The sequence below is a fragment of the Fervidicoccus fontis Kam940 genome, assembly GCF_000258425.1.
Taxonomy (GTDB): Archaea; Thermoproteota; Thermoprotei_A; order Sulfolobales; family Fervidicoccaceae; genus Fervidicoccus; species Fervidicoccus fontis.
The window spans coordinates 1,300,797-1,319,206 of record NC_017461.1; the positions used below are offsets into that span (position 1 = coordinate 1,300,797).

22 protein-coding genes, 1 tRNA gene and 1 pseudogene are annotated in these 18,410 nt (G+C 46.6%); 14 read left to right on the top strand and 10 right to left on the bottom strand.

Annotation, left to right across the window (positions count from 1 at the left end; translation table 11 throughout):
* Window positions 1-8 precede the first annotated feature (8 nt).
* Genes FFONT_RS06830 through gins23 form a run of 3 tightly spaced genes read right to left on the bottom strand, consistent with a single transcriptional unit; the run spans window position 9 to window position 4,808 of the window.
* Entirely contained in the window at window positions 9-2,135 is a 2,127-nt protein-coding gene (locus FFONT_RS06830; protein WP_014558506.1) for a DEAD/DEAH box helicase, read from the bottom strand.
* A gap of 25 nt (window positions 2,136-2,160) precedes the next feature.
* Window positions 2,161-4,251: a minichromosome maintenance protein MCM gene (gene mcm, locus FFONT_RS06835; RefSeq protein WP_014558507.1), complete on the bottom strand. Its 2,091-nt coding sequence runs from the start codon at window positions 4,249-4,251 to the stop codon at window positions 2,161-2,163.
* Complete coding sequence (gins23, locus tag FFONT_RS06840; RefSeq protein WP_014558508.1) at window positions 4,248-4,808, bottom strand: DNA replication protein Gins23; 561 nt, start codon at window positions 4,806-4,808, stop codon at window positions 4,248-4,250. Before gins23 ends, mcm begins: the two co-directional genes overlap by 4 nt.
* Before the next feature lie 130 nt (window positions 4,809-4,938).
* On the opposite strand from gins23, the gene FFONT_RS06845 reads away from it, so the two are divergent.
* Window positions 4,939-5,451, top strand: coding sequence for a metallophosphoesterase (locus tag FFONT_RS06845; protein ID WP_014558509.1), 513 nt, complete (start codon window positions 4,939-4,941; stop codon window positions 5,449-5,451).
* Here FFONT_RS06845 and rimI read toward each other — a convergent pair.
* Together rimI and FFONT_RS06855 are read right to left on the bottom strand one after the other, a co-directional pair.
* Window positions 5,446-5,964 carry a ribosomal protein S18-alanine N-acetyltransferase gene (gene rimI, locus FFONT_RS06850; protein ID WP_148683792.1) on the bottom strand — a complete coding sequence of 173 codons (519 nt, stop codon included), beginning with the start codon at window positions 5,962-5,964 and terminating at the stop codon, window positions 5,446-5,448. The genes FFONT_RS06845 and rimI overlap by 6 nt on opposite strands.
* 84 nt (window positions 5,965-6,048) lie before the next feature.
* Window positions 6,049-6,930 (bottom strand): MBL fold metallo-hydrolase, encoded by an 882-nt coding sequence (locus FFONT_RS06855; RefSeq protein WP_014558511.1) that lies wholly within the window; start codon window positions 6,928-6,930, stop codon window positions 6,049-6,051.
* A gap of 148 nt (window positions 6,931-7,078) precedes the next feature.
* Here FFONT_RS06855 and FFONT_RS06860 point away from each other — a divergent pair, with 148 nt between their 5' ends.
* From FFONT_RS06860 to speD, 11 genes and pseudogenes are all read left to right on the top strand, one after another.
* On the top strand, window positions 7,079-7,768 hold the full coding sequence (locus tag FFONT_RS06860) for a PHP domain-containing protein (RefSeq protein ID WP_014558512.1): 690 nt from the start codon (window positions 7,079-7,081) through the stop codon (window positions 7,766-7,768).
* A complete protein-coding gene (locus FFONT_RS06865) occupies window positions 7,735-8,007 on the top strand; it encodes a DUF362 domain-containing protein (protein ID WP_014558513.1) in 273 nt (90 codons plus the stop codon). The genes FFONT_RS06860 and FFONT_RS06865 overlap by 34 nt, the downstream gene beginning before the upstream one ends.
* A 42-nt stretch (window positions 8,008-8,049) precedes the next feature.
* Window positions 8,050-8,325 carry a TIGR00304 family membrane protein gene (locus FFONT_RS06870; RefSeq protein ID WP_014558514.1) on the top strand — a complete coding sequence of 92 codons (276 nt, stop codon included), beginning with the start codon at window positions 8,050-8,052 and terminating at the stop codon, window positions 8,323-8,325.
* 158 nt (window positions 8,326-8,483) lie between these two features.
* Entirely contained in the window at window positions 8,484-9,122 is a 639-nt protein-coding gene (locus FFONT_RS06875; protein WP_148683793.1) for a hypothetical protein, read from the top strand.
* Between the two features lie 116 nt (window positions 9,123-9,238).
* Window positions 9,239-9,535, top strand: coding sequence for a TRAM domain-containing protein (locus tag FFONT_RS06880; RefSeq protein ID WP_014558516.1), 297 nt, complete (start codon window positions 9,239-9,241; stop codon window positions 9,533-9,535).
* A 127-nt stretch (window positions 9,536-9,662) separates the two neighbouring features.
* Window positions 9,663-10,433, top strand: a complete 771-nt coding sequence (locus FFONT_RS06885) for a DUF2192 domain-containing protein (RefSeq protein WP_158308343.1) — start codon at window positions 9,663-9,665, stop codon at window positions 10,431-10,433.
* Window positions 10,405-11,286, top strand: coding sequence for a hypothetical protein (locus tag FFONT_RS06890; RefSeq protein WP_014558518.1), 882 nt, complete (start codon window positions 10,405-10,407; stop codon window positions 11,284-11,286). Before FFONT_RS06885 ends, FFONT_RS06890 begins: the two co-directional genes overlap by 29 nt.
* The gene (locus FFONT_RS06895; protein WP_014558519.1) at window positions 11,283-11,705 is read left to right on the top strand and encodes a hypothetical protein; all 423 of its coding nucleotides are present in this window, start codon (window positions 11,283-11,285) and stop codon (window positions 11,703-11,705) included. The genes FFONT_RS06890 and FFONT_RS06895 overlap by 4 nt, the downstream gene beginning before the upstream one ends.
* A 77-nt stretch (window positions 11,706-11,782) precedes the next feature.
* Entirely contained in the window at window positions 11,783-13,075 is a 1,293-nt protein-coding gene (asnS, locus tag FFONT_RS06900) for an asparagine--tRNA ligase (protein WP_148683795.1), read from the top strand.
* A 27-nt stretch (window positions 13,076-13,102) separates the two neighbouring features.
* Window positions 13,103-13,771: pseudogene (locus FFONT_RS06905) on the top strand (diphthine--ammonia ligase); the annotation flags it as partial.
* 57 nt (window positions 13,772-13,828) lie between these two features.
* Window positions 13,829-14,257 (top strand): adenosylmethionine decarboxylase, encoded by a 429-nt coding sequence (gene speD / locus FFONT_RS06910; RefSeq protein WP_014558522.1) that lies wholly within the window; start codon window positions 13,829-13,831, stop codon window positions 14,255-14,257.
* Here speD and FFONT_RS06915 read toward each other — a convergent pair.
* Both FFONT_RS06915 and FFONT_RS06920 read right to left on the bottom strand, forming a co-directional pair.
* On the bottom strand, window positions 14,220-14,807 hold the full coding sequence (locus FFONT_RS06915) for an SLOG cluster 4 domain-containing protein (protein WP_014558523.1): 588 nt from the start codon (window positions 14,805-14,807) through the stop codon (window positions 14,220-14,222). The genes speD and FFONT_RS06915 overlap by 38 nt on opposite strands.
* Before the next feature lie 43 nt (window positions 14,808-14,850).
* A tRNA-Asn gene (locus tag FFONT_RS06920) sits at window positions 14,851-14,923 on the bottom strand.
* 189 nt (window positions 14,924-15,112) lie between these two features.
* Between FFONT_RS06920 and FFONT_RS06925 the strand changes: the two genes are divergently transcribed.
* Together FFONT_RS06925 and FFONT_RS07035 are read left to right on the top strand one after the other, a co-directional pair.
* The gene (locus FFONT_RS06925; RefSeq protein WP_148683796.1) at window positions 15,113-15,421 is read left to right on the top strand and encodes a hypothetical protein; all 309 of its coding nucleotides are present in this window, start codon (window positions 15,113-15,115) and stop codon (window positions 15,419-15,421) included.
* Entirely contained in the window at window positions 15,418-15,555 is a 138-nt protein-coding gene (locus tag FFONT_RS07035) for a hypothetical protein (protein ID WP_014558526.1), read from the top strand. The genes FFONT_RS06925 and FFONT_RS07035 overlap by 4 nt, the downstream gene beginning before the upstream one ends.
* A gap of 220 nt (window positions 15,556-15,775) precedes the next feature.
* On the opposite strand, the gene FFONT_RS06930 is transcribed toward FFONT_RS07035, so the two are convergent.
* The 3 genes from FFONT_RS06930 to csa3 all read right to left on the bottom strand — a co-directional run bounded on the left by FFONT_RS06930 (window position 15,776) and on the right by csa3 (window position 18,103).
* Window positions 15,776-16,072, bottom strand: coding sequence for a hypothetical protein (locus FFONT_RS06930; RefSeq protein ID WP_014558527.1), 297 nt, complete (start codon window positions 16,070-16,072; stop codon window positions 15,776-15,778).
* Window positions 16,073-16,119: 47 nt separating this feature from the next.
* The gene (locus FFONT_RS06935; protein ID WP_014558528.1) at window positions 16,120-16,908 is read right to left on the bottom strand and encodes an NAD-dependent protein deacylase; all 789 of its coding nucleotides are present in this window, start codon (window positions 16,906-16,908) and stop codon (window positions 16,120-16,122) included.
* Between the two features lie 514 nt (window positions 16,909-17,422).
* Complete coding sequence (csa3, locus tag FFONT_RS06940; RefSeq protein ID WP_014558530.1) at window positions 17,423-18,103, bottom strand: CRISPR-associated CARF protein Csa3; 681 nt, start codon at window positions 18,101-18,103, stop codon at window positions 17,423-17,425.
* Between the last annotated feature and the right edge of the window lie 307 nt (window positions 18,104-18,410).

Consider the following 18,410-nt stretch of genomic DNA (forward strand, 5'->3'; position numbering starts at 1 on the left):
ATCTAAAATTAATCGGAGTGCTTGAGAGCGTATTCTTTAATTCTGTAAGCGAGCCTTTCTCCTATTCCCCTAACCCTCATGAGTTCATTTACACTCGCCTTTCTTATATCTTCTATGCTCCTGAAGCCAGAGCTGTAGAGGTTCCTGGCTCTCACCCTTCCTATCTCCGGAATTGATACCAGCTCGTAGAGCTCTTCCTTTATTCCGTACTTGACTCTGTAGCTTAAAGCCTCCAGCTTTTTAGAATACTGCTTAGCCTGCTCGAGGACGTCGGATAGCTTGTAAATCGCATAAGCTATCCACGCCGCCGACTCTATAAATGAGTAGACATCCCCAGGCCCTAGATCGTATTTTTCGCATATTTCCTGCTCGGGAACCTCATTGATCCAGTCGTAGAGGAAAAGCGCAGTTTTTACCTCGGAGAGGATATCCTCATATGAGACATCTCTGTCTTCCAATCCCAAGAGTATTTCTGGGATGAGTTCCACGAATGCTGCGTCGATCTTTGCAAACTCCTTCTTTTTCAGGCTGAGCTTGGGCATGTCCGGAGTTGCGGCAATTATGTGCATTATTGAGAAGTCCGTAGCCCTCTTCTTTTTTGAGAACGCTTCCTTTACGAGCTCGGCTGAGAGAGGATCTATATAGAGGTCGGAGACGTACTTTCCATAGCTTGTAGCTTTGTAGTACTTGCCTTCCTCTTCTATGAACCCCTTCTCCTTGAGGAACCTGAGGGAGTCCGAAAGGAGCTTCTTGGCGCTCTCTTGGCTCATCTGCCTCGAGTAGAGGGTGTTCTTTACGAATCCCCTTATATCCTCAAGCCTCAGCTTTTCGAGTGTTGCGATGTATGAAAGGAGGTGGGATCTGAAAGCGGAGGAGGATCCCATTTTTGAATATATGCTCTCCGGCTTTCCATTAATATATTGAGAGAACATCTCCCTGACCTCAACGGGATCCCCAGCAATGAGTATAGCCTCTCCGTATTCGTCGTATCCAGGTCTCCCCGCCCTTCCAGCGAACTGCTTGTATTCTAGGACCTTTATTGGAGAGTTCCCCTCGCCAGCTACATATCTCTCAGAGCTCTCTATTATGACCCTCCTAGCAGGAAGGTTCACACCAGCCGCGAGAGTTGGAGTTGCAACAATTACATTTATTGCACCTTTCCTGAAGCCCTCCTCAATCATCCTCCTCTGCTCAACCGTCAATCCTGCATGGTGGAATGAGACCCTGTTCTTGATCATTTCGCTCAGAACTTCATTGAGCGATTGAACCTCGCTCGACTCTATAATGAGCTTTGAAAGCTCCTCCGCCTCGCTCGATTTATTCATCTTCAATCTCTTTGCAACCGTTTGTGCAAGGGAAACAGCCCTCCTCCTGCTGTTCACGAAGACTATAGCCTGACCTCCATCGCTTATAACATCGTTGATCAAATCCAAGACGGGGCTTGAGAAAGGCTCGCTTATCTTCTTCTCCTCTCCATCGCTGAACTTTATCTTCCCCCTATAGTAAACTCCCTCCTTCAGCGGAATCGGCCTCCAGCTGCTCAGAACCAGTTCAGCGTCGAGCCACGAGCTTATCTCCTCAGGGTTCCCAACCGTAGCGCTGAGCCCGAGTATTTGGGCGTCGCTCTTCATGCTCTTCAGTTTAGCTATCAAGCTCTCGAGCACAGGTCCCCTCTTCTCGTCATCGAGGTAATGTATCTCGTCAATTATTACCAGAGACACCCTGCTGAGCCATGAAGGCCTGTGCCTTAAGATGCTGTCCATCTTCTCATATGTAGCTACAATTATGTCATACCTCTCAAGCATGGGCTCAGAGGAGTCGTAATCCCCCATAGTCGCGATAGTCCTTATTCCTATTCTCTCATATTCTATGAAGTCGCTATACTTTTCAATTGCGAGGGCTTTAAGAGGGGTAAGATATACGGTTTTCCCCCTCCCGCTCAGAACATTGTTCACGGCGATGAGCTCGGCCAGGAAAGTCTTACCTGAAGCGGTCTGCGTGACCATGAGTACGTTTTTCCCGTCGAGTATGCCCTTTCTGATGGCCTCCTCCTGCGGAGGGTAAAAACTCTTCATTCCCTTCATGGCACAAAGCCTTTTAACTACAGGATGAAAAGGCGCTTCAGAAATTTCCATGAAGATCACTTATCCTCTAACGCTATCAAGCCAGGCTGTAACATCCAAATCTGTCCTGTACGATGATCCCGTCTTTATACATCTTTGAAATGAGATCTTCGAGCTCCTTCTGCGATATGTTCTCGCCCTTCAACCTCTCCATTATATCCTTTATCCTGGCGCACTTCTCGCCCGTCTCGTTCAGTATGTCCCTTATCGTGTCCTCTATGAGCATCATCTTCTCCCTCTTGCTCTTCGACTTTCCGACCATAAGAGCATCTATATCTACGACGCCGCTCTCAGTCATTAGCCCAGCTTGCTGCATGAAGACCTTCATGAGCCTTATCGCCTCCAGAGCATCTTCCTCAGTGACCTCCGTTTTAAGCGCCATCTTCGCATGAGCTTCAGCTAGCCTTATAAGCGCTTCAAGCTGCCTGGGAGTTATTGAAACGACGTTTGACTGCGACTCGCTCCCTATCCTTCTCATTTCCACGAAGAAGTCCCTCAGCAGGTTTCCTGCTTCCTCTGTGAGCACAGGTCTGTAGTACCTCTTAGCATAGCTTATGTACTTCTTCAGCAGGTCTACGGGGATCTCCGGAGTTACGTTTTCGGCCTCCTTGTGGACGTGGATCATGTGAGATGCGAGCATGGTGTCGTATTCTGCTGAGGGCTTGTCCTTGAGTATGAATATCAGATCGAACCTGCTGAGTATCGTGACGGGGAGGTTTATGTTGTCCGCTACGGACCTCTCCTCAACATACCTCCCGTATTTCGGATTGCCAGCCGCAATTACTGTAGCCCTCGCATTAAGCTTCGCGACGATCCCAGCCTTTGCTATGCTCACTGTCTGCTGCTCCATAGCCTCATGTATCGCAACTCTATCTTCCTCCCTCATCTTGTCTATCTCATCGACAAGCGCTACTCCTCCATCCGCGAGCACCATCGCTCCAGCTTCAAGGTAAAAATCTCCAGATTTTTTATCCCTTATGACCGCGGCTGTGAGCCCTGCCGCTGATGATCCCTTGCCCGTAGTGTAGACGGCTCTTGGAGCTATCCTGCTGAGGAACTGGAGGAGCTGGCTCTTCGCCGTCCCGGGGTCTCCTACGAGCAGGATGTGTATGTCTCCCCTTATCCTGGTCTTGTCTTTGGTCTCCTTCTGCACGCCTCCGAAGAGGGCGAGCGCTATCGCCTCCTTGACATCCCAATGCCCGTAGATCGCTGGAGCGATGCTCGCCACGATCTTCTTTCTTATCCAAGGATCTTTCGAAAGCTGCAGTATTCTCTCCTCATCCTCCCTCGTAATTTCGACCTCCTCAAGCGTCTTCTGGCTCACGAGGACGCTGTTCGCATCGAGGACTATGTCATATATGGGCTTCATTTTTGACTGAGAAGGCACGACCCTCAGAATTCCCACAATGCTCACTCTATCCCCAGGCCTAGCCTGATCCACGAGATCCCTGGTCAGAACGACCTCGATGCTCCTCGGTATCTGGCCTGGGGGTATCTCCTCCGGCCTCTCTTGGACGACGGTCCTCTGGTAGTCGATGAACTGGCTCTCCTCATATATCAGCCTCAGGTTCCCCGGCTTTCCACATATAGGGCAGACCTGAGGAGGCTCTATAACATCTTTTATCTCCTCCCCTGCAGGGGGCCAGTAGAAGGTCTGGTTGCACTCCTCTATATTGTGCCTGAACTTCGCTTTAAACATCTTCTCCTTTATCGGAGTCACTCTCACGAGGATGCCATCGATCATTATGAGCTTGTTTATATAGTCGCTCTTAATGCTCCTTATCGGAACTGATTCGGGGAGGTTAATTATCCTGGCGAAGAACTCCTTTTTCTCCTCCGCATAATCGGGGCTGAAGTCCAAGACGGAGGAATAAATTGCCGCGTTTAAGTAGCTCAGCATCTCATCAGGCTTATTCTGGAGAGCAGTTGCGAGCTGCCTGTCATAAATATATAGGTCATTCCAATCCACATACATCCAGTTCCTTCCTTCATTTACCATTTCTTTTATCTCAGCTTTGTACTTGTACTCCTTTTCCCTAGTATAGAATTCCTTCAGAAACTTCCTCAATCTGTCTTCATAGCCTGCCTTCTCTTCTTCCAATTCGCTAGTAGAAGCAGCGCTGCTCATTTTTTATCATTCCCACCAATAACGATCTTCTTCCACTGGATTAATAGGTTTTTCAACTCCTCAGCCAGGATGATCTCCTCTTGCGTTAGCTTCTGCGATATCTCGGTGTAGTCACCATATGAAAAGACGTAGGTTATTACCGCCCTCATCCTCTTTTCTACAATTTCGCTCAAGAACTCCAATAGGTTCTGCCTGTCTTCAATAAAGCTGGGATCCGCTTCACTCCTGATCTTCTTCTCGAGGTAGTCGAGGTACTCTTGGACGAGCCAGTAGAAGTTGCTCGGAAGCTGCTCTATATCTTTAACCGCCCTCCTGCTCATTTCCCTGTAGTGTATTTTCGAGACCTCCTGAACTGATATCTCATCCCACTTTCTCTTCACCAATCCCCTCTCCTCTAAAAAGTTCGCTATCCACCTCGGAAGTTCCACTTCTTCGCCCTTTTTCGCTTTAAGTACAGCACCGTTGGGGAGTACGGTCTGATCTATGTCGCTTACAGCTATCACCTTAACGCTCGTGTTGTTGAAAGCCTGCTTCAGAAGCTCGAGCCTTTCTTCCATCGTGTTCCACTCTTCAAACTGCTGGACGACCTCTATCGCGAAAGAGGAATAGACAAAATGAGATCTGTACTAAAATTATTTTAAAAAGGATGGATATAAATTATTTCATTATGATGCTTGGTGCTTTAAAATGAAGATCGGGATAATTTCAGACACCCATGACAATATGAAAAATATTTCAATGTTCCTCGAAATAATGAAAAGCCACGAGGTCGAGCTCCTCATCCACCTCGGGGACTTCTCCTCTCCCTTCGCTTTTAAGAGCATATTTTCAAGCTATCAGAATAGAGGATATGCTGTTTTCGGGAACAATGACGGGGACAGGGTCGTTCTCACGAAAATGGCGATGAGGATGGGGATTGAAGTCGCTGAGTCCGTAAATCCGGTCAGCATAGGAGGAAGGAGATTCTTCCTAATGCACGGCTTCGGCTCTCCTGAGCTGACTTCCGAAATAGCTGAGGCGGTCGCGAGGTCCGGAAAATATGACTATGTTCTTTTCGGACACACGCATTCATTGAGAATTTCCCAGATGGAAAGAGCGCTTTTAATAAATCCTGGGGAGGCCAGCGGCGCACTTACTCAGAAAGCTACTGCAGTGATCCTCGAGATACCTGAGAACAGAGTTGAAGTCGTGGAATTATAGCTCTCTCTCCATCACATACGCATTCTCTCCGTCGCTGTAATAGCCCTCAATCACCCTCACCTTTTTGAATCCGAGCTTTTCGTAGAGCTTTATGGCGGGATCATTGGAGACCCTAACCTCAAGGTAGACGCTCTTCGCCCCGTAGACATCCTTCATGCTCTTCATTCCAGCCCTCATAAGAGCTTCTCCTATCCCCCTCCTCCTGTATCCTTCAAGGACCGCTATAGAAACCACGTGCCCCTTTTTCTGGAAGAAGCTCCTGCTCAGTCCCATTACGGTTTCGATCCTATTCATTATATAGCCGACCGCCCTCCCGTCGACCTCGGCGAGGAAAAATGCCCTCCCCCAGTTATCTAGATGGTATTCATAGAAGTACTCCGGATAGTTTTCAGGGAGGGTCACCTCGTTTATGTATATGACCTTCGGAAGGTCCTCTTTCTTTACATTCCTTATTATGAAGCCCCGTCCTACAATAGTCCCCTCGTTAGATGACAACCAGTCCACTCTCTCCATACTTTTAAAAAATGATTTGTAAAAAAGCATATTAAATATTTATACTCTTCCGCTTTGTCACGCATGGCGATGCGTCTTTTAAAATCAGAATTCGAATGACATTCCAGTGTGGAGAGGGGAGAACCTCTCTCCGAATTCCCTATAGAGCTCGACCTGAGCCTTAAAGCCAGTGCAGTGTCCTGCATATATCCTGTCTATTTTCATTTGCGAGAGAGCTCTCACCGTCTTCTCTATCCTCTCATCAGACGCATCAATTAGGTGGAACCCCCCTATAACTGCGAGAACCCTATCCTCCTTTGCAAGCTCAGCTGAATGCTTAATTATGTTCACTATGCCCGCATGGCTGCACCCAGTCAATATAACGATCCCGCTATTTGTTATTCCTACTACCGAGATGTCGTCCATCATCCTATCCTCGACAACCCCACCATTATCAGTAACTGTGAAGAGCCTGTATCCCCTTCCCTCAAAATCCGTCTGCCTCCTCACCTCTCCCGTTGTTATGAGCCCCGGGAATACCATCAACGGATCCCTCGCTAAAATCAGCCTTCCACCGCTTTCCTCAATTTTCTCCCTAGAATCTTCAAGGGTCATTCCCACATGCCTCAAAACTGGGTCATTGCTCAGATTAAGCCTGAAGATGTCCGGATGAGCTATGACTGGGAGATCCCTCTTCCCAATCTTCCTGAGCACCTCAGCGATCCCCCTGGTGTGATCGTAGTGGCAGTGGGTAAGGACGATCGCATCAATTGTTGAGGAGTCTATATTCATAAGCTCCATATTGTGCATCAATGCATACGTGTTCTGACCGACGTCCACCAAAACATTTGCCCTCTCGCTTCCTGAATATGTCTGGACGAAAAATGAAACTCCATGCTGAGCCAAGTAAGGAGTGTTGTACAATACGCTGTCTTCTGCGAGCACAAAAACTTTAAGCTTATCAAGCTTTCCAAATCCGTGTTCCATTTTTGCCACCAAGTATCATATCGCAATGCAAATATATATTGCTATGCAGATGAATCCTCTCTGATCGAAGCATATATTAGTGCTTCATCAGTTAAGAATTTAATTGAGACTCGATTGAGGCAGAATATAGGCAGGGAGATGGCAGATCATGGAAAGGGTGCGGCTCAGCGTTGACATGCACATGCATTCCAACTTCAGCGATGGCGAGAGCGACGTCGAGTCCATTCTTCTCCATGCTGAAAGGATAGGGCTAAATGCTGTGTCTATAACGGATCACAACACGTTTCAGGGCTCTTTCCATGCTTCAAAGGTCGCGAAGGAAAAGGGGATCGGAATTCACGTCGTAATGGGGAGCGAGGTAAGGACGGACGTCGGCGATACCCTAGTCTACTGCAGGGAGCCGATTGAAATAAGGAAGGGGATGCCATTCCTCGAGCTTTACGATAGAGCTAGAGAAAACAGCTGCTTTTTGGCATTTGCCCATCCTTTCGACATCTTCAGAAATGGCATCTCCATGGGGGATCTGCACAGGCTTTGGGAAAAAATTGATGCGATAGAGTGCTTCAACTCAAACAGCCTCTTCCTCACTAACAGCAAAGCTTATAGGTTCGCGAGAGAGCACTCTATTCCATGCATGGCATCGAGCGATGCGCATACTTTGAAAAACATAGGGATTTTCAGAATGATCGTTAGCTTAGAAAGCTCCGAAGATCTTTATTACTCCCTTTTCTCATCTATAAAAGTGGGAAGGGTTGAACTCATCCACAGAAGAGTTCCAATTTCGGTGAGGGTTGATAAGTTAAGGTGGTCGATAAAGAGGAAGTTAAATATGCAGTAGGGGCGGTTTTTGAGAAGTTGAAAGAGGAGGTAATCGTTGATCAGGAAAAGTGCACACTATGCAAGAAATGCGAAGAGCTCTGCCCAGTAGGCGCGATAAGCATTGAGGATGGGAAGGTGAGGGTAGACAGTGAAAACTGCATAGCTTGCTACTCCTGTGCGATAATCTGCCCTGAGGGAGCAATATCAATTAAGTGGAAGTACAGCGAACCGAGGTTTTCCCTCTTTAAAGAGAGGTAAATAATTTAACCTCATGTTCAAATAAATATTAAGGTGGTGTCCATGATAGACGAGAGATCCCTCCTTTCTATAGGATTCCTTTTGGTTTTCATCGGGATAATAGTCATAATGGGAGCCTTCCTCTACATGTTCATGAAATCTCCAAGCAGCAGCTCAGAAGTTCAGGGAGGAGGGATCATATTTATAGGCCCGATCCCTATCATATTCGGGAGCAGCAAGAATATAACGAAATCCCTCCTCATCGTGGCGATGGTCATAAGCTTAGTTCTAATAGTGGTCTACATCCTCTCATTTTTGAGAGGATCCGGTTATCTCTGACCTCCTTCCTGCCTTAAAAGGCGAGGCTTTCAGCTGTAATTCCGTCATAGGTGAACCTGGTATTACTCTTATAAGGCAACTTTTTGAAATTCTCAAATAACTTTTTATTAAAAGGCGATCTCATTTTAAATTGCTCAGCCCAATTTTAGGTGTGGTTTTTGATCGAGCAGGAAGAAAAGACCGTCGTTGGAAGCGTATACGATAGAGTTAAGATGTTGCTTTTGAACTACGGCTCGAAGGCAGAGGAGGTCATGCTTGCTGCATTGAAGAGGGCAGAGGAGCTCGATGCGAATGGCAACGGATTCAGGTTCGGGGACTTCGACTTTAAAGGGTTGAAGGAAAAGCTCACAGAAATGGAAGTAAAGTACAACCCGAACATCCTTCTCAGGATCATGGAGAGGGACTACTTAATAATCGAGACTACATATAAGTCCGGAAACCAGCACTGGTGGAACTTCACAGATAGAAAGGCCGTGGAGAGCATCCTCCTCTCTTCTGGAAAGAGTAGCAGGGAGAAGAGCGGAGAGGATTTGAAGTACATTTCCATTAAGGCGATGTATGCCTCTCTAGAACCGGGCAAATTGCTGGAAGCGCTCGAGTCCATCTCGAGGAAGAGGAGGCTCGACGACATAGATAAAAGGCTCTTCAAAAAGATAGTCTTTGAGGAAATGAAAAACATCGTCTCGCTTATCGAGTCGATGAAGGAGATGGAGAGCAGGTTTGAGGGTGAGCTGAAGGTCCTCTACAGAATAGTGGATCTCATAGATTCTCTATCCAACAAGTTAATTAAGGAGTGATGAGAATTTTAGATTTAATTGTATAGGACTTGTTTGGGTCAGCAGATTATGAATAAAATAAATCATGTAGAAGAAAAAATCAGGTCTTCTTCTAATAAAGCCTTGGTGATAAATGAATGACTAAGTACAGAGACCACAAGGAAGTATACACCAGAGACTACTCGAGGTGGAGCGTCTACCCGAAAATTCCTAAGCCGGAAGAGTACCAAGCACAGGAAAAGCTGAGACCGGGATCCGAAATTACGATCGAGATAAGGGATATAGATGAGAAGGGAAGAGGAGTAGGGTACTACAACAGGACTGTGATTAGGGTCAACGGCGGCGGTACGGTTGGCGATAAGGTGAGGGTGAAGATAACAGAGAGGAGAGATAATGAGGCATACGCTGATATAGTAGAGTGGCTTCAGAAATAGCCCGCATTTTTATTTTCAGATAAAAAAGCATTTTTTAGAACTTAATTTTAATAACATCTATTTTTTAAAATTAGAGTGTTTCTTGTAAACGCGCGAGATAACACTGCATGGCAAGGTGAACCAAATTTTGGAGAAGGGAAAGAAGGTTTACAGGAAGAAGGTTTCCGTCGCAATAGATGTGCTGAGCGAGGCTCTCGAGAGAGGGGAAATAAGCAGGGAGGAGATGGCTGAGCTCCTCAGGAAGAAGTACAGAGAGAATAAGATCTCCCCGTTCAGAGGGATAGCCCTTCCTTCTGACATCTACGATAAGGAGCTCGCGACGCTTTACGTTATAGGGAAGTACGGCATGGGGGTTATGTACGACTATCCCGAATTTTTCGAGAGCGTCTTTTCAAAGGAGATGGAATATGAGAGGGCTATAGAGGTCCTCTCCAGCGACGCATCAGATGAGGAGAAGAGGAAGATCGTGAGCGGAATATTCGGCGGTATACCATCGAGCAACGATGTGGCCAGAATGCTGAGGATAGCGTTCACGAAGGTTATCTTCGGCTTCGCTGAGGAGAAGGAGCTGCTCGATCTCTTTTCTGCGATAAAAAGGGCTCTTCCTGAGTGCGAGAAGGATGTGAGCAACTTCGCCAGGTTCTACATAGGCTTCAAAATTGCAGAGAAGATAACGATAGGTGAGATAAAGAGCAGGGTTGAAAAGGAGGCTACAAAGCAGGCGATGAACTTGAGCGTGAACTTGGGAATGAACATGCCGGACGACAAGTACATTTACGTCATCGCAAGGAAGGTCTTTAAGGTCCCCGAGGAGATTCTGGAAAGAGTTCTGAGCGTGAAGGAAAGAGGAGGGAAGGGGGAGGAGAGGAATGAAGCTCACGAAGAGGATAGCGAATGAATACGGTGGAGTCGTGCTGGAAGATTCCCCCATTCCTCCTCTTCTCACCAGAGAGGATGATGTACTGATCAAAGCTGAAAGGATACTCCTTACTCCCATTGACCACATGTGCATGAAGGGGTACTTGTTAGCAAAAGCGAGGGGTACTCTCGGGACATTTGCTTACGGAAGGGCTCTTGAGTCTAAGGAGTTGAGCGGGTCGCCTGAGTTCTCAACGTACCCCAACTCGTGCGACTGCTTTCCTATCATCTCTAGGGAGGGGGTCGGCTACTTCCATACGACCTTCCCTTCAAAATGCGCGAAGGTCCCCCCGAGGGGGCTCGAGGCCAAGGAGTTCTTCTTCATTTACGATCTGATCCTTGAGATCGAGAGGACGAGCGAGGGTAGAGTGCTGGTGGTTGGGGGGGAGGGGCTCCAGACGCTCCTTCTCTCTCACGTTTTGGAGGGGGCTGTCTTTACGGGAATAGACGACAGGAAGTTCTTAAAGGAGGGTAGGAGAACTGTAAGCTTGGAAAATATTGAGGGCTCGAGATGGGATACGGTTGTTATAAATACTCTGAGCGTGGGAAAGGCATCTCTCGTATTGAGGAGGATAGAGGCGTCGAAAGTCGTCGTCAACCCCTTCTCTCTCTGCCTCTTCAAAGAGATCAGCATTCCCTCGAGCGGAGAGGTTGAGATAGTCGCATCGTTTCCGAGGAGGAGCTATTATGGAGGGGAAAGATATGAAGAGCTAGAAGAGGCGAGGAGGATGTCCGGGCTCCACACTACCGCTCATGCAGGAGAGCTCAATTATCCTCTGACCTCTCCTCCGAACCAGTACTTCACGCTCATCGCGGGAAATGAGGAAAAATGAGGAAGAAATGCGGATTTCTCTTTAAATTCACAGCCTTTCTGCTCCAGTTTGTCATTTCCGGCTCCTCCCTCCTCGCCGCCCTCTTCTACCTCTCATCCTATTACACGCTTTCATACTTCTTCCTCTTTTTATATGTCTTCATGAACCTCCTTCAATCTCTCGTCCACATCTTCATTTACACGAATTTCAGCGGTGAGCAGATTTCCTTAAAGAGGGGGCTAGGCATAACTGCACTTTCTCTCTTGACTTTAGGATCCTATCCACTCGCGCTCTATGCGGGAAGGAAGGCGAGGAACGCGCTTTTCATCCTCTCGATCGCCCTCTCGCTCTCGTTCATGTCATCTTATTGGTATTACCTCTTCCTAGACAAGATGTTCTCGAGGAGAGAGGAGTACCAGGGGATCATATTCTCGATGTAGAATTCGATAGAAAATGGAAAGCTTAAAAATAGAGACCTCTTAAATTATATTTAATTCATGCCGAAAGGTGGAAAGTAATGCGCTTTTATAAGATAAGTGACCTCTTCTCGATGGAGGATGGAAGTGAGGTCTCGATAAGAGGTTGGATACACAGGAAGTTCCAGGTAGGGAAGAAGATATTCATAAGAGTGAGAGACTCCTCTGGAGTCATTCAGTGCGTAATAGAAGAGGGAGTTGTTGGAAAGGAGAAGTTCAATGAGTTTGAAGGGGCGAAGAGGGAAAGCAGCGTAGTAGTTTCAGGGAAGCTCAGGACGGATGAAAGGGCACCGGGAGGAAAGGAAATGTATGTCAGTGAAGGGAAGGTCGTCGGCTTCGCTGATGACTTCCCGATAAAGGGATATGAGGGAGTGGAGTTCCTATTGGACAACAGGCATCTTTGGCTCAGGAGCACATATCTGACAAACGTAATGAAGGTAAAGCACACGGCGCTCAAGCTTCTGAGGGAGTTCCACACGCAGGAGGGGTGGTGGGAGGTCACGCCTCCGATAATTACTTCCTCCGCAGTAGAAGGTGGGGCAACCCTGTTCAAGGTTGACTACTTCGGGGAGCCTGCGTACTTGAGCCAGAGCGCCCAGTTCTATTTAGAGGTCCTGATCTATTCCCTTGAGAAAGTTTTTGCGCTGACTCCGAGCTTTAGGGCGGAGAAGTCGAGGACGAGGAGGCACCTCTCCGAGTACTACCACTTCGAGATAGAGGGAGCCTGGATGGACATGGAGGAGCTGATGAAATTCACTGAGAGGACTGTTGAATACGTAGTTCAGAACCTGATCGATGAGAGGCAGAAGGAGCTTGAAGACCTCGGGAGGGATATAGAGAGCTTGAAGAGGGTAAAGGCCCCGTTTGAGAGGATCACCTACACTAAAGCAATCGAATTTCTCAAGCAGAATGGCGTCAACATAGAGTGGGGCAATGATTACGGCGCGGATGAGGAGGCTATGCTCACGAAGCTATTCGACAGGCCCTTCTTCGTCACGCACTTCCCGAAGACTATAAAGCCGTTCTACATGAAGGTTGATGAGAATGATGAGAGGGTTGTAAAGGGATTTGACCTCTTAGCTCCTGAAGGTTATGGAGAGATAATAGGGGGGAGCCAGAGGGAGGACAGCTACGACGTTCTTCTTAAAAGGATCGTAGAGCAGGGATACGATCCTAAGGACTACTACTGGTACCTAGATCTGAGGAAATATGGGAGCGTCCCTCATAGCGGATACGGGCTCGGAATAGAGAGATTGGTAATGTGGGTGGCTGGGCTGGAGCACATCAGAGATGCAATACCATTCCCCAGGTTCAGGGAGAGAAGCAAGCCGTGAAGGTCGTCTGAGACGAGAGCAGGTGTTCTCTTTTCTGGTGGAAAGGACAGCAGCTTCGCGATGCACCTCGCCTACCTCATGGGATTCGAGATCTCCTCCTTCTGCTCAATAGCGCCAAAAGAAGAGGACTCTATGCTATTTCATTACCCGGCGACGAGGTTTCTCAAGGTCTTCGAAGAGGCATACGGAATTCCTCTACTCCTCCTAGAGGGGAGCGGCGATGAAATGGAGGATCTGAGAAATCTTCTCTCAGAGTGCAAAAGTGAGGGGATAGAGTACGTTGTGAGCGGAGCTCTCGCTTCAGACTACCAGAGAATCAGATATTCAATCGTCGCTGAGGAGCTCGGTCTCAAAACCCTCAACCCTCTCTGGAGGAAGGATCAGAAGGAGTACATGAAGTGGCTGATAGAGGGAGGATTTGAGTACATTATTGTAAAAATCTCCTCATTCGGCCTCCCTTTTGACCTTCTGGGAAAGACGATAACATATGAGGACACCCTCAGGATAATTTCGCTAGCTGAGAAGTACGGCTTCAATCCCGCTTTTGAGGGTGGAGAGGCTGAGACCCTCGTTCTGGACGCTCCGCTCATGAAGAAGAGGCTTGAGGTTGAGGGTGAGAGGAGGATAGAGGGGAATTACGTGGCATATTACGATATCCGTAATATTAAATTGGTAGAAAAGCGGAAAATCCGATGAATAACTTTAAAAATCCCTATAGCGTATTAAAGACTGATCAATAAAGGTTTGGGAGAGATGGAACAGGCAGAGGAAAAAAGTAATATTAAAACAATAGATCTGCAGGATATGGTAGTTGGAAAGCACGTATACGGGAATCTCTACGACATGGATCCGAAGATATTGGGTGATGAGGAGTACATAAGGAACATAATGCTTGAAGCTGTGAAGAAGGCGAACGCAACTTTATTTGATGTGCGCAGCTGGTCCTTCCCAGGAAAGAAGGGAGGAGTGAGCGTTCTAATTCTAGTCCTCGAGAGCCACCTAGCAATCCACACGTGGACCGAGTACAGGTACGCCACTCTTGACATCTATACATGCGGCCCTCACACTCATCCAGAAGCTGCTTTCGACTTCGTAGTTGAGAAGCTCAACCCGAAGAAGGTAGTGAAGCACAAGACTTTTAGGCTTAGCAACGTCGAGGCTGAGCCGCTGCTGGACTACTGAAAAATTTCAAGCTAAAGTTTTTTGATCTCAAATGCTCAAATATTCCATCCACCATTTTTTTAGGTTCTTCAAATATTTTTATTTCGGTGCTTCTTCTTTCATCTATATATGGAGATAGCGCTTTCAGCTCATCTGTTGGAAGTCCTAGATTGCTGAGGACGAATACAGGGATCCCCTCAGCGTATGCTACGATCGCCTCCAAAAACGTTCCCGAAGATCCTCCTAGTACTGCCAAAACTTCTGAAGATCTGACGAAGGGAATGCTCCTTCCCCTCATGCTCATCCCGGTCCTTATCAATATTGCCTCCTTCGGGTAGTCCACATCGCTCTCCCTCTCAAGAGGGGGGAAGAGGATCACCTTTAAGCCCTTCCTTATCGCTTCATCTACGGCGACCTTCATTATTCCCCAGTACCCTCCCAAGAGAAGATAGACCTCAATCCCCTCGCTAACACTCCTTTGATAAACTTCATCTACAAACTCAATTGCCTTTTTCCTGTGATCTTCGCTGGAAATAGAGCTGTGGGCCGCGATTCCGATCTTCGCGATCATTTTAAAGCATCTCATGTTTTTTAATAAGGGGAAAAGTCAGAGGCGCCGGGGGGAGGGCTCGAACCTCCGACCACCGGGTTAACAGCCCGGCGCTCTACCCGCTGAGCTACCCCGGCCCTACTTCAGAACATTTAATATTATTAAGTTAAAAGGTTTTTTAAGCTTTTCTCGAACCCGCTGGAACTCTCTTCGAGGGTTCTGCTTTCAATTATATCCGAGACTTTCGAGAGGGAGAAGAGGAATGCAGAGACTTTGAAGACCAGCTGATAGCGTATGGTTGGCTCGTCCAGGAATCCGCGGGTGGAGTGAGACAGCTCGTGCTCTATGTTGGGAGGAGGATCGAATGGAGCGCCGAGTACAGCGGGAGCCTCCACAGGAGGGGGCATGGCTGGTTAGAAAGTTGCTTGCTCTGCGGGAGAGCAGCAGGCCTCCCCCACCTCTTAGAAATGCGAAGTGCTCGTACTGCTCCTTCAGGAGGATCTGCTTGGAAGAAGGAAATGCTATCATCCTGTAGAGAGGAAGGGAGATGTGAAAGGCGGAGAGAAAGCTATTTTTCCTCCCTTAGCAGTGCATTGATCGGGAAGCAGCTTTCGACAAATCTGTTCCTTTTATGAGTGAGTACAGAAGAGGGGATCAAGAGATCATCAACTTCCTCAAAAATTTGATCAGCAAGAAGATAAGGGTCTGCTTCATAAGCTCCTACTGGAGGCTCGCTCTATACATGCAACAGTGCTCAAAGACGATGTGATGTTTCTCGAACCTTCTGAACTTATAGAGGAGAGTAGAGCATGCGCAGAGGACGCACAGGCTTCATGCTGAATCTGGCATCCTATTGCAGCGGGATCACGATTAGAATAGGAGGAAGGGAATACGATTCAAGCCCGAGAAGATAGAGGAAAAAATCTTCAAATGCCAGAGCTGAAGGCCTCATCTCCTATTTTATTCTTACCACCAAATATTTTTCAGATTCAATCATGAGGGCTACTCTTTAGCTCTAAAGCGCTTTCCTGGGAACTTTCTTTTTTATGTTGAGAGTATTCTTCTTTCTTGAAAGATGCGAGGAACTGATAGAGGCTCACTGAGACGGCGAAGAGGTTTACCATAGCGAAGAGCACCTCTCTGCTGAAAAGTGCATAGAGGAAGAGGAAGAAGCTTCCAGCCGAGTATATTCCACTCAGAGATCTGGGAGGGATATTCTTTATTGTGGTAACCCATGCGAATGATATGAGCAGCATTCCAACAATTCCCAAGAAATCAGCGAGCACTAATTATTCACCAACAAGTTTTAAAAGGCGGAAACAGTTATAAGTTTTTACCATAGGCTTTCATCTTTCTGCTTACTGCTTTTCATCATTTCCTCAACCGCATTTGAAACTTTTTCTAGAAAAGTTCCTGCTTTTTCCCTAACAACGAGCTCCGCATCTTTATCTAGATGCGTCGGGCTTTCATTTATTATAAATAGCTTGGCTCCGTGATCCAAAGCGATCTCAGGTATAAGAGCTGCCGGATACACCGAAAGGCTCGATCCGACGACAATGATGAGCTTGGAGCTTTTTGCAAGGGAGAATGCGGATGAAAGTTCCTCGCTCGGAAGGGGCTCTCCAAAGTAAACTACAGCTGGCTTCAAAATCCTGCCGCACTTCGGACATCTAGGTACCCTCTTCTCCCTAATAAAATCCTCAATGAAATCCTTTATATCTCCGTGAAATCCACACCTCAAGCACTGAACTTTATCATATGTTCCGTGGAGCTCTATAACCTTTTTGCTCCCGGCCTTCTGGTGGAGCTTATCTATGTTCTGGGTTATTACCGCTTCAACAAGTCCTAAAGATTCCAGTTCTGCTATTACAATGTGCGCTCTGTTAGGAGACGCTCTAGAAATCTGAGAGTACACGTATTCAGCATAAATTCTCCAGGAATACTCAGGATCTCTGTAGAAGAGGTCTATGTCGAAGACCTCCGGAGGTATCCTTTTCCACAATCCTTGAGGGCCACGGAAGTCGGGAACCCCGCTCTCAGTGCTAGCTCCTGCCCCAGTGAAGAAAAGCGCCTTCCCTCCTGCATCTATAAGCGTCTTAGCAAGCTTTTCCTCAGCACTCAAGAGAAGATCACCCCATCAGCAATATCCAAAACGTGGGATAAAAATGTTCACTCGAGCCTCTTTAAATTTTTTTCTATGAAGGGTAATGCAATGAGGGAAGTGAAAGACGCATATTTGAAAATAGCTCACTTTTACGGGGTTCAGGTCTCATATAAGTTCATAGATTAATCTCATCCCCTCATTTTTAATTTCCTGCATCCCTTCTTGGTTCTGCATATGGCTTAAAGGCTTTCGAGAGCAAGGTATTTGGAGAACATGTTTATGCATGCAACAATATCCTAAAGCATCTGAGGGCTCTATAGATTTTATCGCGAAGCATCCAAAGAAATTCTACAATCTTCTTATCGCTGCTCTCTGGAAGAGCTCTTTTCCCTTCACAGAGCAGCTCAACTCTAGAATTCAAATGCGGAGAGATTTATAAATAGCGAAGAAATAACATTAACATCAAAGTATAAACTTTTATGAAACTCAAAACAGCTTGTCTAGGCTTGAGCTAATAGCGAGAGCTTTTAAATCAACTTTCAATTTGCTTTTCCTTCCTATCTTTCAAGATACTGTTGAGCATTGCGGCTGCTTCACCCCATGGCGTTAAGCTTGGAAGGCCTCTCCCCCTCTTCTCTATGAATCCCATCTTTTTAAGTTTAGTGATCCTATTTACAATAGTCTTCTCTCCTATGTTTAGTATGCGCGAGATGTCCTTTGGGGTCGATCCCCTATTGTTGTAAAGAGCCTCAAGTATGTCTCCATCCCTGCTGCCTATTCCGCTTATAACGAACCTCAAGAACCCCCAAGGTATTCTTAGAGATTGTGGACTTCCCTCTATGGTGGTCTCTATTGAGACCCTTTTTCCAGAAGCGATTGCAGAGAGGAGAATTAGCACAGCGGTGCCTCTCATCCCCCCTCCAAGCTCAAGGACCAGCTCACCTTCGCTACACTCTTTTGAGATAAGGTCTGCAAGCTTAACCGCGCTCTCCCATGGCTTATCTAAGTCCAGGTGAAGAACCTTTATATCGCTTTCCTTAATACCAGCTTTAGTAGCAAAGAGCTTGAACTCACTTAGCGCTTTGCCTGAAGAAGGGTTTTCTGGACCGCTTATTAGGATGATCTTCTCTCCGGGTTTTATAGAGCTGTCAGTTATTCTCCTCAATCCCACATCTGCATGGAAGCCTATGTTTATTATGAAGCACCTTTCCACAATTTATCACCATTTCCCTTTTTATTTTGGGAAGTATTTAAATCCTTTATAAATAAAAATTTGTGAATGAATTTTATGGATGAAATTTCGCATAGTTGGGAACAAAGCTGATTTTAAACTAAAGGATAAATTAAACATATTTCTATTATATATTTTTTATTACAATTTCCTAGAAAAAATGGGGAAAAATATATCAGATCTTGCAATTTTTGCAATTGGACCGAAAAGTTTTTATTATAATACCAAATTATAAATTATACAAATGAGCTCAAAAAATCGTGCAGAATCTCTCAGATAGAATTGAAAG